At 68.8% G+C, this 14275-nt stretch carries 11 protein-coding genes and 2 tRNA genes; 4 read left to right on the top strand and 9 right to left on the bottom strand.

Translation table 11 applies throughout. From position 1 onward, the window contains the following. Positions 1-224: 224 nt before the first annotated feature. The 4 genes from tsaA to rimO all read right to left on the bottom strand — a co-directional run bounded on the left by tsaA (position 225) and on the right by rimO (position 3212). Positions 225-920 (bottom strand): tRNA (N6-threonylcarbamoyladenosine(37)-N6)-methyltransferase TrmO, encoded by a 696-nt coding sequence (gene tsaA / locus CHC02_RS24935; protein WP_089394083.1) that lies wholly within the window; start codon positions 918-920, stop codon positions 225-227. Between the two features lie 67 nt (positions 921-987). Further along, the gene (locus tag CHC02_RS24930; protein WP_089394082.1) at positions 988-1353 is read right to left on the bottom strand and encodes a DUF2784 domain-containing protein; all 366 of its coding nucleotides are present in this window, start codon (positions 1351-1353) and stop codon (positions 988-990) included. A 15-nt stretch (positions 1354-1368) separates the two neighbouring features. Then, the gene (locus CHC02_RS24925) at positions 1369-1830 is read right to left on the bottom strand and encodes a YehS family protein (RefSeq protein WP_089394081.1); all 462 of its coding nucleotides are present in this window, start codon (positions 1828-1830) and stop codon (positions 1369-1371) included. A gap of 59 nt (positions 1831-1889) precedes the next feature. Beyond that, positions 1890-3212 (bottom strand): 30S ribosomal protein S12 methylthiotransferase RimO, encoded by a 1323-nt coding sequence (rimO, locus tag CHC02_RS24920; protein ID WP_089394080.1) that lies wholly within the window; start codon positions 3210-3212, stop codon positions 1890-1892. Positions 3213-3462: 250 nt separating this feature from the next. Between rimO and CHC02_RS24915 the strand changes: the two genes are divergently transcribed. Further along, positions 3463-5367, top strand: coding sequence for a potassium transporter Kup (locus CHC02_RS24915; RefSeq protein ID WP_089394079.1), 1905 nt, complete (start codon positions 3463-3465; stop codon positions 5365-5367). Between the two features lie 313 nt (positions 5368-5680). On the opposite strand, the gene CHC02_RS24910 is transcribed toward CHC02_RS24915, so the two are convergent. The 5 genes from CHC02_RS24910 to CHC02_RS24890 all read right to left on the bottom strand — a co-directional run bounded on the left by CHC02_RS24910 (position 5681) and on the right by CHC02_RS24890 (position 10712). Further along, a complete protein-coding gene (locus tag CHC02_RS24910; RefSeq protein WP_089394078.1) occupies positions 5681-6244 on the bottom strand; it encodes a cytochrome b in 564 nt (187 codons plus the stop codon). A gap of 119 nt (positions 6245-6363) precedes the next feature. After that, complete coding sequence (locus CHC02_RS24905; RefSeq protein WP_089394077.1) at positions 6364-7644, bottom strand: virulence factor family protein; 1281 nt, start codon at positions 7642-7644, stop codon at positions 6364-6366. A gap of 1 nt (position 7645) precedes the next feature. After that, complete coding sequence (gene mprF, locus CHC02_RS24900) at positions 7646-10279, bottom strand: bifunctional lysylphosphatidylglycerol flippase/synthetase MprF (protein ID WP_089394076.1); 2634 nt, start codon at positions 10277-10279, stop codon at positions 7646-7648. Between the two features lie 163 nt (positions 10280-10442). After that, a tRNA-Met gene (locus tag CHC02_RS24895) sits at positions 10443-10519 on the bottom strand. Between the two features lie 116 nt (positions 10520-10635). Continuing rightward, positions 10636-10712: transfer RNA gene (locus tag CHC02_RS24890), tRNA-Met, on the bottom strand. Between the two features lie 212 nt (positions 10713-10924). On the opposite strand from CHC02_RS24890, the gene dinB reads away from it, so the two are divergent. The 3 genes from dinB to gcvH all read left to right on the top strand — a co-directional run bounded on the left by dinB (position 10925) and on the right by gcvH (position 14268). Further along, positions 10925-11986 (top strand): DNA polymerase IV, encoded by a 1062-nt coding sequence (gene dinB / locus CHC02_RS24885; RefSeq protein WP_089394075.1) that lies wholly within the window; start codon positions 10925-10927, stop codon positions 11984-11986. Between the two features lie 112 nt (positions 11987-12098). After that, positions 12099-13625: a sigma-54-dependent transcriptional regulator gene (locus CHC02_RS24880; protein WP_089394074.1), complete on the top strand. Its 1527-nt coding sequence runs from the start codon at positions 12099-12101 to the stop codon at positions 13623-13625. Positions 13626-13890: 265 nt separating this feature from the next. Beyond that, a complete protein-coding gene (gene gcvH / locus CHC02_RS24875) occupies positions 13891-14268 on the top strand; it encodes a glycine cleavage system protein GcvH (protein WP_043271120.1) in 378 nt (125 codons plus the stop codon). Positions 14269-14275: the final 7 nt, after the last annotated feature.

The raw sequence follows: 14275 nt of genomic DNA, 5'->3' as shown, positions 1-14275 counted from the left end.
GATCAGGCGCACATGAGCGGATTTTCATCAGGGCTCGGGAGCGGATGTATCGCTCCATGAAGCCGGATATACGGCAGCAGTCGTACCCAAGTTCGAAAAAGCACGTCGGTCGCTGGCAAAACGGGAGGAGTCCATATACGTATAACCGTTCGCGGTTATACGCCGTTGGCCGGAACACCGTAGCCCGGGAACGATGGCGGATAACGCCGTAGGCGTTATGCGCCCTACGGGCAGGCTTGCACGTCCAGCACCCGGATCACCCCCGCTTCGGGGTAGTGCCAGTGCACGTCCAGGTCCCACAGGCGCGCGCCGTAGCGGCGTTCGGGCGTGGGCTGCTGGTAGGCCGGGCGCGGGTCCTGGGCCAGGCACTGCTCGATCAGCTCGACCACCGGCTCGCCCAGGCGCAGGGCCTGCTCGCGGGCCTGGGCCAGGGCGGCGTCGCTCCACTGCACCGGGATCGGCGCCGGCGGCGCCTCGGCGATGGCGTTGCGCGCCTCGGCCACGGCGTCGGCGTAGGGCACGTAGGGCTTGATGTCGAGCACCGGGGTGCCGTCCAGCAGGTCGATGCCGGACAGCCAGAGGCGCCCGGGCTCGACCTTCTCCAGGCGCACCACCGACTGGCCGATGCCGTTGGGGCGGTGCGTGGCGCGGGTGGCGAACACGCCCAGGGAGCGGTTGCCGCCCAGGCGCGGCGGGCGCACCTTGAGCCGCGGCTTGTCTTCCAGGGCCTGGTGGAAGAGGAACAGCAGCCACACGTGGCTGACCTGCTCCAGGCCTTCCACCGCCTCGCCGCCGTCGAACGGCGGCAGCAGCTCCAGCACGCCGCGCGCCGCCGGGGCCAGCTGCGGCTGGCGCGGGATGGCGAACTTCTCCTTGAAGCAGGAGCGGATGTGGCCGATGGGGGAGACGGAGTAGGACATGGCGGCACGCGCGTGGAGCAGGGGCCGCCATGTTACCCGATCGGCACGGCAAACCCCGCCGCTTGCGTCATCGCCGGCGCCTGCGTAGCAACAGCCAGCCGTAGCAGGCCAGGGTGAGCGCCACGACCAGAGTGCCCAGCAGCAGTTGCATGGCGGGTGTCAGGCTAGGCGGGTAGATCAGCGGGATCAGGTAGTGCTCGACGAAGCCGCCGCCGTAGCCCTGTTCGCCGGCGGCGCGGCGCAGGCGGTTTTCCAGCGGCGTCAGCGGGCAGACCAGTTGCAGCCACTCCACGGTCACGCCCCAGGCCGCGGCCGGCAGGTGCAGCCAGGCCAGGCGTGGCCAGCGCAGCACCAGCGGGCCGCCGAGCACGACGAAGAGGATGAAGGCCAGGTGCAGCAGTACCACGGCGTCGGCGGCCAGGCGCATCAGCACGGGCGCGCTCCCGGCTCAGCGCTTCCCGCGCCGGGCCAGGCCCTTGAGGAAGTTGCGCAGCAACTGGTCGCCGCAGGGGCGGTAGTTGCCGTGGCCGGGGGCACGGAACAGCGCATTGAGTTCGGCCTTGGTCATCACCAGCCCGGCGTCGTCGAGGATCGCCAGCAGGTCGTGGTCGCGCAGCTCGAAGGCCACGCGCAGCTTCTTCAGCACCAGGTTGTTGGTCAGCGGCAGTTCCAGCGGCGGCAGCGGACGGCTGTCGTCGCGGCCGCGGCGGTGGATGACCAGGCCGTCGAGGAAGCGCGCCAGCACTTCGTCCGGGCACTCGCGGTAGCCGGGTTCGTCCTCGCGGGCCAGCAGCGCGGCGACTTCGGCCTCGTCCAGCACAAGGCCGGCCAGGCCGGCGATGGTGGCGACCTCGCGGTCGGCGATGTCGAGGCTGTAGCGCAGGCTGCGCAGGATGTCGTTGTTCAGCATGCGCTGGTTTTCCTCGGTTGGAAAAGTGAAAGCCCCGCCGGGGCGGGGCTCTCGGTGCCTCAGGCCAGCTCGGCCCAGAGATCGTACTCGTCGGCGTCGGTGATGCGCACGCGCACCTTGTCGCCCGGCTTCACGTCGAAGCTGTCGATGTAGACGGCGCCGTCGATCTCCGGGGCGTCGGCCCAGGAACGGCCCACCGCGCCTTCGGCGTCCACTTCGTCGATCAGCACGTCGATTTCCTTGCCGATCTTCAGCTGCAGGCGCGCGGCGGAAATCGCCTGCTGGTGCGCCATGAAGCGCTCCCAGCGCTCCTGCTTGACGTCATCGGGCACCGGCTCCAGGCCCAGGTCGTTGGCCGGGGCGCCTTCCACCGGGGAGTACTGGAAGCAGCCGACGCGGTCGAGCTGGGCTTCGGTCAGCCAGTCCAGCAGGTACTGGAAGTCTTCCTCGGTCTCGCCGGGGAAGCCGACGATGAAGGTGGAGCGGATGGTCAGCTCGGGGCAGGTCTCGCGCCATTTCTTGATGCGCGCCAGGGTCTTGTCCTCGAACGCCGGGCGCTTCATGGACTTGAGCACCTTCGGGCTGGCGTGCTGGAAGGGGATGTCCAGGTAGGGCAGCAGCTTGCCCTGCGCCATCAGCGGGATGACGTCGTCGACGTTGGGGTAGGGGTAGACGTAGTGCAGGCGCACCCACACACCCATGCCCGACAGCGCCTCGCACAGCTCCAGCATGCGCGTCTTCACCGGCTGGCCGTCCCAGAAGTCCAGCTTGTACTTCAGGTCCACGCCGTAGGCGCTGGTGTCCTGGGAGATCACCAGCAGTTCCTTGACGCCGGCCTTGACTAGGCGCTGGGCCTCGCTGAGCACGTCGCCTACCGGGCGGCTGACCAGCTTGCCGCGCATCGACGGGATGATGCAGAAGCTGCAGCTGTGGTTGCAGCCCTCGGAAATCTTCAGGTAGGCGTAGTGGCGCGGGGTGAGCTTGATGCCCTGCGGCGGCACCAGGTCGATCAGCGGGTTGTGCTCGGCCTTCGGCGGGATCACCTCGTGCACGGCGCTGACCACCTGCTCGTACTGCTGCGGGCCGGTGACCGCCAGCACGCTGGGGTGCACGTCACGGATGCTGTCCTCGGAAACGCCCATGCAGCCGGTGACGATGACTTTGCCGTTCTCGGCGATGGCCTCGCCGATGGCGTCCAGGGATTCGGCCTTGGCGCTGTCGATGAAGCCGCAGGTGTTCACCACAACGACGTCGGCGTCCTCGTAGGTGGGCACGATCTCGTAGCCCTCCATGCGCAGCTGGGTGAGGATGCGTTCGGAGTCGACCGTTGCCTTCGGGCAACCAAGGCTGACGAAACCGACTTTGGGCGTTGCGGTGGACATGGGCGGCTAACCTCTAAGGGCGCGCTGGCGGCGCCTCTGATCAAAAAGTGCGCAATTCTAGCGGCAGCCCGCGCGCTTGACCAGCCTCCGTGAGACAAGCTGCCGCAGCGCCCCGCGAAAGCGCCGCCGGGCACGGGGTAAGGCCGCCGAACACCCTCTATAGTCATTCAGATCGAGCTTTCGCGGCGCTTGCATCGCCGAGTCCGTCGGCGCAGGATGCGCCGAATTTTTCCTAGAGGAATTTTGTTACATGTCCAATGCCAGTGCCGGAACCGCAGAGCACCAGGAGCAGCACTCCAGCTCCGCCCTGGGCATGATGGTGGCCGCGGTGGGCGTCTGCTACGGCGACATCGGCACCAGCCCGCTGTACACGCTCAAGGAAGTCTTCGTCGGCGGCTATGGCGTGCAGGTGGGGCACGACGCCATCCTCGGCATCCTCTCGCTGATCTTCTGGTCGCTGGTGTGGGTGGTCTCGATCAAGTACGTGATCTTCGTCCTGCGCGCCGACAACCAGGGCGAGGGCGGGGTGATGGCGCTGACCGCGCTGGCGCGCCGCGCCGCCCACGATTACCCGCGGCTGAGTTCGGTGCTGGTGGTGCTGGGCCTGTTCGGCGCCTCGCTGTTCTACGGCGACAGCATGATCACTCCGGCGATCTCGGTGCTCTCGGCGATCGAGGGCCTGGAGATCGCCTTCGACGGCCTGGAGCACTGGGTGGTGCCGCTGGCGCTGGTGGTGCTGGTCGGCCTGTTCCTCATCCAGCGCCATGGCACGGCGCGCATCGGCATCCTGTTCGGCCCGGTGATGGTGATCTGGTTCGTGGTGCTCGGCGCGCTGGGCCTGTACGGCATCTACCAGCACCCGGTGGTGCTGCAGGCGATGAACCCCTACTGGGCGGCGAACTTCTTCATCGTCCACCCCGGCATCGGCGTGGCCATCCTCGGCGCCACCGTGCTGGCGCTGACCGGCGCCGAGGCGCTGTACGCGGACATGGGCCACTTCGGCCGCAAGCCGATCTCCCGCGCCTGGTTCGCCCTGGTGCTGCCGGGCCTGGTGCTGAACTACTTCGGCCAGGGCGCGATGATCCTCTACAACCCGGAAGCCGCGCGCAACCCCTTCTACCTGTTGGCGCCGTCCTGGGCGCTGCTGCCGATGGTGGCCTTGTCCACCGTGGCGACCGTGATCGCCTCCCAGGCGGTGATTTCCGGGGCCTTCTCGCTGACCCGCCAGGCCATCCAGCTGGGCTTCGTGCCGCGCATGTTCGTGCAGCACACCTCCAGCCAGGAGCAGGGGCAGGTCTACATCGCCGGGGTGAACTGGGCGCTGATGGTCGGCGTGGTGCTGCTGGTGCTGGGCTTCGAGTCCTCCGCGGCGCTGGCCTCGGCCTATGGCGTGGCGGTGACCGGGACCATGCTGGTGACCACCCTGCTGATGGGCGTGGTGCTCTGGCTGCACTGGAAGTGGCCGCTGTGGCTGGCCATTCCGTTCTTCTGCATGATGCTGCTGGTGGACGTGCTGTTCTTCTCGGCCAACCTGCCGAAGGTGGTGCAGGGCGGCGCCTTCCCGGTGGTGGCCGGTATCGCCCTGTTCATCCTGATGACCACCTGGAAGCGCGGCCGCCAGCTGCTGGTGGAGCGCCTGGACGAAGGCTCGCTGCCGCTGCCGCTGTTCATCGCCAGCATCCGCTCGCAGCCGCCGCACCGGGTGCAGGGCACCGCCGTGTTCCTCACCGCGCGTTCCGACGCGGTGCCCCACGCGCTGTTGCACAACCTGTTGCACAACCAGGTGCTGCACGAGCAGGTGGTGCTGCTCACGGTGGTCAACGAAGACAGCCCGCGGGTCGCCCCCGACCGCCGCTTCGAGGTGGACGCCTACGGTGAGGGCTTCTTCCGCGTGCTGCTGCACTTCGGCTTCATGGAGGACCCGGACATCCCGGCGGCGCTGAAGTACTGCCACCTCAACGAGCTGGACTTCAGCCCGATGCGCACCACCTACTTCCTCAGCCGCGAGACGGTGATCCCGTCCCGGCGCATCGGCATGGCGCGCTGGCGCGAAGGGTTGTTCGCCTTCCTGCTGAAGAACGCCAACGGCAACCTGCGCTACTTCAACCTGCCGCTGAACCGGGTGATCGAGCTGGGGACGCAGGTGGAGATCTGAGGGGCGCGCTGTGAGGGAGAACCCGCAGGGCGCATAACCGTTCGCGGTTATCCGCCGTCGGCCGGGGCGCCGGTGCCGGGGCGATGGCGGATAACGCCGTAGGCGTTATGCGCCCTACGGGTGCGCGGTGCGACAACCTGAGCGGATCTCATCCGCGAACCGCGCCGGGGTATCCGGCTATCGCGGACAAAGTCCGCTCCTACAGGCGAAATACCATGCCTCACGGCAACCTGTAGGAGCGGGCCCTGCCCGCGATTCGCGCGCAGGGCGCGCGCCTGCATGGGAATGGCGCGATGGGGCGGCGTAGGCCCGCCTATTCCGGCCGCGCCTCGCCGGCGCCGGGCAGCATGCGCACCAGGGTGTTGTCGCGGCTGATGAAGTGGTGGAACAGCGCGGCGATGGCGTGCAGGCCGATGAGGAAGTAGCCGATGTTGCCGACAGTCTCGTGGACGGCCTTGACCTGCTTGGCCAGGTCCGGGTTCTCCGCCACCAGCGGCGGCAGTTCCAGGCCCCAGAAGGGGATCGGCTTGCCGGCGGCGCTGAGGATGGTCCAGCCGGCCAGGGGCAGGCCGATCATCATCGCGTAGAGCGCCAGGTGCACGGCCTTGGCCAGCAGCATCTGCCAGGCCGGCGGGGCGGGCACGATCGGCGGGGTGGGGTAGATGAAGCGGCCGATCAGGCGCAGCCAGACCAGGCAGAACACGCTCAGGCCGAGCATGAAGTGCCATTGGCTGAGCAGTGCGCGGGTGTCGCTGCCCTTGGGGTAGTTGCCCTTCAACTCGATGCAGGCGTAGACGCCGGCGATCAGCACCAGCATCAGCCAGTGCAGGGCGATGGACAGGCTGCCGTAGCGGCGCGGGTAGGGGGGCTGGCTCATGGAAACTCCTTCTCTTCAGGCTGTCCCGCTCGTGGCGGCGGGTCCGGGCACCTTGCCTCTTCAGCCTGAAGCCAGGCTGAAGAGGCGGCCAATGCCTGAAGTGTAAGCCAGCCTTCGGCTCAGGACTCGTTCGGCGGCACCTGGCGCGCGCGGATGGCGTTCACCAGGCGCTTGGCCAGGGCCGGGTAGTTCTCGTCGAAGTGGTGGCCGCCGGGCAGTTCCAGGTTCTCGCCGATGGCCTGGGGCTGGGTGCAGCCGCTCTCGTCCTTCTCGTCGATGCCGTACACGCAGAGCACCTTGGGCCCGGGCATGCGCGCCAGTTCCGGGCCGGTGGCGGCTTCCTGGCCGGCCTTGCCCAGCCAGCCCTGCACCTCGATCTCGAAGCTGCCGCTGCGCGCCAGGGCCAGCAGCAGCACGGCGCTGACCTGTTGCTTGTCGGCCTCGGGCAGGCGGTTGTAGATGGCCGGCAGCACGTCGGCGCCGAAGGAGTAGCCGGCCAGCACGAAGTGGGTGGCGCCCCACTTCTCGCGGTAGTGCTGCATCAGCAGGGCGAGGTCGGCGGCGCTCTGCTCGGGACTCTTGTGCTCCCAGAAGTAGCGCAGCGCGTCGATGCCCACCACCGGGTAGCCCAGCTCGGCCATCTGCCCGGCGACGTCGCGGTCCAGGTCGCGCCAGCCGCCGTCGCCGGAATAGAACAGGGTGACGGTGGGCGACGGCTTGGCGGCCGGCACCTCGACCACCGGGAAGTCGTCGCCGCTGCCCTGGATCAGGCGCTTGAGCTGGTCGTCGAGGACCACCGGCAGGCTGTCGTAGTAGTTGGCGATGACGGTCTCGGCGTTCTGCTGGCTGCGGGCGAAGCGCGCGGTCCCGTCGTCCGGGTTGTCGTTCCAGGCGGCGGTCCAGTGGCCGTGGGGCGTGCTCTGCGGCAACTTGGGCGCGGCGCAGTCGGGCTTGTCGAGGGCGAAGCCGACCGACAGGGCCTTGGCCTTGTCGCTGCTCTGCCCGGCCAGCCAGCGCCAGGCCCAGGCGCCGCCCTGATGCACCCCGGCGACCAGGGTGGGCTGGGCGTCGAGCAGGTTCAGCGCGGCCTGCACGCGGTGCTGCTGGGCCACGCAGTCGTTGTCCGGGAACAGGAACTGCACCACCCGCGCGCCATTGTCGTGGGCCAGGGCCAGCAGCTGGGCGTCGTCCAGCTTGTTGTCCTGGGGCACCGCCAGCAGCACGGTGGCAGTCGGATGGCGGGCGGGAATGGCCAGGCTCACGGGGCTGCCGTCGGGCAGCTTGCCGTGCTCCAGGCGCGCCTGGGACAGCGGGTGGAGCCACAGCAGCACAGCTGTGGCGGCAGCGGCGATTACCAGTAGCAGGACGATGGCCAACAGGCGCCAGCGACGTTTCGACATATCAGCGTTTCACCAGTCCGGACAGGCCGCCCGCGATCAGGGCGGCGGTATCGGCCAGCGCCACCAGCGGATCCAGTCCGGCGGGCACGGCCAGGTAGCGGGGTTCCCAGTCGGGCTGGAACTTGTCCTTGAAGCGACGCAGCCCCTGGAAGTTGTAGAACTGTTCGCCGCGGTGGAACACCAGCGCGCCCAGGCGCTGCGTCAGCGGCGCGCCACGGCGCGGCTGCAGGCCCGAGAGCGGCACCATGCCGAGGCTGAAGCGGGCGTAGCCGCGTTCCTTGTAGTGCAGGATCAGGCCGAGCATGAGGAATTCCATGGTCATCTTCGGCGCGTCCGGCACCACCCGCATCAGGTCCAGGCTGGCCAGTTCGTGGCTGGCGGTCTCCAGCAGGTTGACGAAGGCCACCGCGCGGCCCTGGTGGCGCACCACGGCGACGCGGAAGTAGCGCAGGTACTCGGGGGTGAAGCGGCCCAGGGAGAAGCCCTTCTCGCGGGTGGCCTTGCCGCCCAGCCAGGCGTCGGAGATCGCCTTGAGCTGCTCCATCGGCGCCTGCCCGGCGTCGTGGAACTCGATGGCCAGGCCGTCGCGCTGGCCGCGGTTCCAGGTGTAGCGCAGGTCCTTCATGTCCTTGCCCTTGGCTTCCAGGTCGAAGCGGCGCAGGTCCACGCGCGCTTCCTCGCCGAGCTTGAGGGCGGTCAGGCCGATGTCCATGTAGAACGGCAGGTTCTCCGCGCGCACCTGGTAGAACACCGGGCGCGCGTGGTGCAGGTCGCAGAGGTCGCGGAACTGCCAGATCAGCTCGGCGCGGGCCTGGGTCGGGCCGATCGGGTCGTACAGCGCCACCAGGCTGCGGCCGCGGCGGGCGTACATGAGGAAGGCGTCCTGGCCGGGGTGGAACAGCAGGGCCTTGTCGCCGGACAGCGCCAGGCCGCCGTCGGGCTGCTCGGAACGGGCGAGGATGGCGGCGGCGCGGTCCAGTTCCTCGGCGCCCGGCTCGTGGATCGCCGGCGGCGAGGTGCGCAGCAGCCAGGTCAGGCCCACCGCGGCCAGCAGCAGGCAACTGCCCAGCAGGGCGCGCAGGCCGCGCGGGGCGTCGGCGTCGAGGGCGAACTGCCACCACAGCTCGTGGCTGTAGGGCACGTCCTGGTAGGCGAACAGGAACAGCCAGATGGACGCCGCCACCACGCAGGCGGCCGCCGCCAGGTACAGCGGCGAGAAGGGCACTTCCATCAGCCGGCTGCGGCGGTAGAAGGAGCGGCGGAAGATCGCCAGCAGCAGGGCGGTGACGCCGAGGATCAGCGCTTCCTCCCAGTCCACGCCCTTGAGCAGCGACAGCACCGCGCCGCTGAGCAGCAGCACCAGGGTGATCGCCCAGGCCGCCGACAGCCGCCGGCGCAGGCCCTGGGCCAGCAGCAGGCAGAGCACGCCGATCAGGCTGGCGGCGAAGTGCGAGGCATCCACCAGGCGGTGCGGGACCAGGAAGTCCAGCTGGTCCAGGCGGGTGTCGATGGACGGGGTGGCGCCGGAGAACAGCAGGACGATGCCGGAAATGAACACCAGCACCGCCAGCACCGGCGCAGCCAGGCCGGACGCCACGCGCATCGCCTGGCGCGCCAGGAGCATGCGCCGCGCCTCGACCACCAGCAGCAGCAGGCAGGCCAGCAGCAGCGGCAGCACCACATAGATGAGGCGATACATCAGCAGGGCGGCGGCCAGGGGCGCGGCGCCCAGCTGGCCGGCGAAGGCCGCCAGCAGGATCGCCTCGAACACCCCGACGCCGCCGGGCACGTGGCTGAGCACGCCGGCGGCCAGGGCGATCATGTAGACCAGCAGGAAGGCGCCGAACGGCGGCGCCTCGGGCAGCAGCAGGTAGAGCACGGTGGCGGCGGCGGCCACGTCCAGCGCGGTGATCACCAACTGCAGCAGCGACAGGCGCAGGCCCGGCAGGCGCACCGAACGGCGGCCTATGCGGATCAGCTGGCTGTCCGGCGACGGCTGCTCCGGCTCGCGGCGCCGCTCCATGCCGACCACCAGCAGCACGCAGAAGGCCAGGATGGCCACCGCCAGGGTCGCCACCAGCCACTGCGGCAGGTTCAGCGCCAGGGCGGCGTCGGGCAGGTCGCTGAGCGCGGCCATGGCCGCCAGGATCGGCAGCGCGCAGCCCAGGGACAGGCTGGCGAACAGCGTCATGCGCGCCACTTCCATGGCGTTCAGCCCGGCGCGGGCGTACAGGCGGTAGCGCACCGAACCGCCGGAGAGCATCGACAGGCCCACCGCGTTGCCGATGGCGAAGGCGCTGAAGCCGCCGGTCAGCAGCGTCGGCAGCGGCAGCTTCACCCCGGCGAAGCGGGTGGCCGACCATTCGTAGCCGAGCAGGCAGATGAACCCCGCGACCGTCGCGGCCAGGGCGCCGAACAGCGCGTCGCCGGGGATGTCGAGGATGGCGTCGTGCAGGGAATAGGGATCGATGTCGCGCAGCAGGTGGTAGCAGGCCACCAGCGCCAGGGCGAACAGCAACAGGGTGACGCCGACGCCGATGGCCTGGCGGTGGGCGCCGAGCCGTTCGATCAGGCGGGGGCGGGAAGGGGCGCTGGCGGTTTGCGGAGTCTCAGGCGCGGTGGAGTCGACGCGCATCGGGCACCTCATGGCTGTTGCGCGACAGGTGGGGGCACCCTCGCGAATTCCCAAGTCCGTGGGAACAAATGACTGCAATTATGGGGGGCGCAGCCTGGATCAGGCTCGGTCTTTTTCCGCTGTAACGAAAAAAGCCACTCCGCAGAGTGGCTTTTTTCTATGTTGGTTGCGGGAGCTGGATTTGAACCAACGACCTTCGGGTTATGAGCCCGACGAGCTACCAGACTGCTCCATCCCGCGCCGGCCATTCTACTCGGGCTGAACACCCTGTCAATCGATTTCTGCTTTCCGATCAATTATTTAAATTGAGCGCAAACGAAAAAGGCCACTCCGAAGAGTGGCCTTTTCCTTGTGTCTGGTTGCGGGAGCTGGATTTGAACCAACGACCTTCGGGTTATGAGCCCGACGAGCTACCAGACTGCTCCATCCCGCGGCGGCCATTCTACTCAGGACGGCCACCCTGTCAACCGTTTTCTTGGAAAAACTGGTTTTTCTTCAGATGCTTAGCGAAGCAGGGCGGCCCAGGGCGGGCGGCGCGGGCGTTCGCGCCGTTTTGCATTACCATGGTGCCTTCACCGAGCGCGCAGGAACGGCGGGGGCATTGCCCCGGTGTTCCGGTGCAATACCGTCCGAGCAGGTTCCGCGTTGAGTTCCCGGCAGCGAAAGATCATCCACATCGATTGCGATTGCTTCTACGCCGCCATCGAGATGCGCGACGACCCCAGCCTTGCGGGCAAGCCGCTGGCCGTGGGCGGTTCGCCGGACAAGCGCGGGGTGGTCGCCACCTGCAACTACGAGGCGCGCGTCTACGGCCTGCACTCGGCCATGGCCATGCGCACTGCGGTCAAGCTGTGCCCGGACCTGACCATCGTGCGCCCGCGCATGGACATCTACAAAGGCGTGTCGCGGGAAATCCACGGGATCTTCCGCGACTACACCGACCTCATCGAGCCGCTGTCCCTGGACGAGGCCTACCTGGACGTCAGCGACTGCCAGCAGTTTTCCGGCAGCGCCACGCGCATCGCCCAGGACATCCGCCGGCGCGTCTGGTCGTCGCTGGGCATCACGGTCTCGGCCGGGGTGGCGCCGAACAAGTTCCTGGCCAAGATCGCCAGCGACTGGCGCAAGCCCAACGGCCTGTTCGTCATCACCCCCGAGCAGGTCGAGGACTTCGTCGCCGAGCTGCCGGTGAAGAAGCTCCACGGCGTGGGCAAGGTCACCGCCGAGAAGCTGGCGCGCCTGGGCGTGCAGGACTGCCAGCAGCTGCGCGACTGGTCGCGCCTGGCGCTGGTGCGCGAGTTCGGCGGCTTCGGCGAGCGCCTGTGGAACCTGGCCCGCGGCATCGACGAGCGCCCGGTGCAGGTGGACAGCCGGCGCCAGTCGATCAGCGTGGAGAACACCTTCGACCGCGACCTGCCCGACGTCGACGCCTGCCTGGCCGAGCTGCCCGGGCTGCTCGACGAGCTGCAGCGGCGCATGCGCCGCCTGGACGCCAGCTACCGGCCGGGCAAGCCCTTCGTCAAGCTGAAGTTCCACGACTTCACCCAGACCACCCTGGAGCAGGCCAACGCCAGCCGCGACCTGGACAGCTACCGGCAACTGCTGAACCAGGCCTTCCAGCGCGGCGCGCGGCCGGTGCGGCTGATCGGCGTGGGCGTGCGCCTGGTCGACCTGCGCGGCAGGGCCGAGCAGCTCAGCCTGTTCTGAGAACCTGCCGACGCGCTGCTGCGCGTCGGCATAACTGCGTCAACGGGTTCTGAGCGTTGTCTGCGCCGGGCAAAAGTCCGATCATGCGCAGCGCGTAGCCAGGGCCCCGAGCATGCGAATCCACGTCACCTTCACCGACCGCGTCGGCATCACCCAGGAAGTCCTGGCGCTGCTGGGCGCGCGCAACCTGAACCTGGACGCGGTGGAGATGGTGCCGCCGAACGTCTATATAGATGCTCCCGAGCTGCGCCAGGAAGTGCTCCACGAGTTGCATGGCGCGCTGCTGCGGGTGCGCGGCGTGCTCTCGGTGCAGATCGTCGACATGCTCCCCGGCCAGCGCCGCAGCCTGCACCTGGACGCGCTGCTGGCGGCCATGGGCGACCCGGTGCTGGCGGTGGACGCCCAGGCCCGGGTGCTCTTCGCCAACCCCCGGCTGATCGACCTGTGCGGCCGCCAGCCGGCCGGCGAGTCGCTGTCCACCCTGTTCGACGAACCGGGCCTGGCCGAGCACCTGGTGGAGAAGGGCTTCCGCCTGCCGATGCACGAGGTCAGCCTCGGCGGCCAGCCGCTGCTGCTGGACGCCACGCCGATCCGCGGCGCCGGCGACGCCCTGGACGGCGGCCTGCTGACGCTCTACCCGCCGAGCCGCATCGGCGAGCGCCTGTCGCTGCTGCACCACGACCACGCCGAGGGCCTGCAGGGCCTGATCGGTCGCTCGCCGCCGCTGATGCAGTTGAAGGCGCGGGTGCGCAAGGTCGCCGGGCTGGACGCGCCGCTGCTGATCCAGGGCGAGACCGGCACCGGCAAGGAACTGGTGGCGCGCGCTTGCCATGCCTTGAGCGCACGCCGCGAAGAACCCTTCCTGGCGCTGAACTGCGCGGCGCTGCCGGAAAGCCTGGCCGAGAGCGAGCTGTTCGGCTACGCCTCGGGTGCCTTCACCGGCGCCCAGCGCGGCGGCAAGCCGGGCCTGCTGGAGCTGGCCGACCGCGGCACGGTGTTCCTCGACGAGGTGGGCGAGATGTCGCCCTACCTGCAGGCCAAGCTGCTGCGCTTCCTCAGCGACGGCTGCTTCCGCCGCATCGGCGGTGAACGCGAGGTGCGGGTGAACGTGCGGGTGCTCTGCGCCACCCACCGCAACCTGGCGAAGATGGTCGGCGAGGGCAGCTTCCGCGAAGACCTCTACTACCGCCTCAACGTCCTCAACCTGCAGGTGCCGCCGCTGCGCGAGCGCGGCCAGGACATCCTGCTGCTGGCCGAGCACTTCCTGCGCCTGGCCTGCACCCAGATCCAGCGCCCGCCCTGCCGCCTGGCGCCGGAAACCCACCCGCTGCTGCTGGGCAACCGCTGGGCCGGCAACGTGCGCCAGTTGCAGAACAAGATCTTCCGCGCCGCGGCCATCGGCGAGGGCGAGGTGATCGGCGTCGAGGACCTGGAAGTGGCCGGCACCGAGCTGGACACCCGCCAGGCCGCCGACGAGGAGGTCACCAGCCTGGAGGAGGCCGTGCAGCAGTTCGAGAAGTCGCTGCTGCAGCGCCTCTACGCGGCCTACCCCTCGACGCGCCAATTGGCCGCGCGCCTGCGCACCTCGCACACCGCCATCGGCCAGCGCCTGCGCAAGTACGGGATCGGCGAGCGCTGAGGGTGGAACGATTTCGCTCCGATGGAGCGGTTTCGTTCCATTCGGTGGCGGCCGCGCCAGCCGGGGCCCTGATGCGCTAAAAGCCAGGAGACTCGCTGGTTCTCGTGGAATGATTTCGTTCCAATGGTCAGTTCGCGGCTGATGGTGTGGTTTTTCAATTAATTGATTTATAAGGGTTTTGTTTGTTCTGGCATCACCCTTGCTCTTGTGCCGGGAAAAATCGCGAGCCACCCGACGGCTCCAGACGAGACCAAGAGGACGATCCATGACCACCCTGCGCTTCACACCCGACCATGAATGGCTGCGCCTCGAAGCTTCCGGCGAAGTGACCGTCGGCGTCACCGACTATGCCCAGGAAGCCCTGGGCGACGTGGTCTACGTCCAGCTGCCGGAGCTCGGCCGCCATGAGCAGGGCGCCGAAGTGGCGGTGCTGGAGTCGGTGAAGGCCGCCAGCAACATCGTCATGCCGCTGGCCGGCGAGGTCACCGAGGTCAACCCCGCGCTGATCGACGGCCCGGAGCTGGTCAACCAGGCGCCGCTGGCCGACGGCTGGTTCTTCCGCATCCGCCTGGATGACGCCGCCGCCCTCGACACCCTGATGGACCAGGCCGGCTACGAAGCCTACCTGTCCGCCCGCGCCTGAACCGGGG

This window comes from Pseudomonas delhiensis (genome assembly GCF_900187975.1).
GTDB classification, from domain to species: domain Bacteria; phylum Pseudomonadota; class Gammaproteobacteria; order Pseudomonadales; family Pseudomonadaceae; genus Pseudomonas; species Pseudomonas delhiensis.
This window is presented reverse-complemented; position numbering and strand designations above follow the sequence as displayed.

Bases quoted from the DNA above. Each gene is read 5' to 3' on its own strand.
- tsaA (WP_089394083.1), bottom strand. From the start codon at position 920: ATGTCCTACTCCGTCTCCCCCATCGGCCACATCCGCTCCTGCTTCAAG.
- CHC02_RS24925 (WP_089394081.1), bottom strand. From the start codon at position 1,830: ATGCTGAACAACGACATCCTGCGCAGCCTGCGCTACAGCCTCGACATC.
- rimO (WP_089394080.1), bottom strand. From the start codon at position 3,212: ATGTCCACCGCAACGCCCAAAGTCGGTTTCGTCAGCCTTGGTTGCCCG.
- CHC02_RS24915 (WP_089394079.1), top strand. From the start codon at position 3,463: ATGTCCAATGCCAGTGCCGGAACCGCAGAGCACCAGGAGCAGCACTCC.
- CHC02_RS24910 (WP_089394078.1), bottom strand. From the start codon at position 6,244: ATGAGCCAGCCCCCCTACCCGCGCCGCTACGGCAGCCTGTCCATCGCC.
- CHC02_RS24905 (WP_089394077.1), bottom strand. From the start codon at position 7,644: ATGTCGAAACGTCGCTGGCGCCTGTTGGCCATCGTCCTGCTACTGGTA.
- mprF (WP_089394076.1), bottom strand. From the start codon at position 10,279: ATGCGCGTCGACTCCACCGCGCCTGAGACTCCGCAAACCGCCAGCGCC.
- CHC02_RS24880 (WP_089394074.1), top strand. From the start codon at position 12,099: ATGCGAATCCACGTCACCTTCACCGACCGCGTCGGCATCACCCAGGAA.
- gcvH (WP_043271120.1), top strand. From the start codon at position 13,891: ATGACCACCCTGCGCTTCACACCCGACCATGAATGGCTGCGCCTCGAA.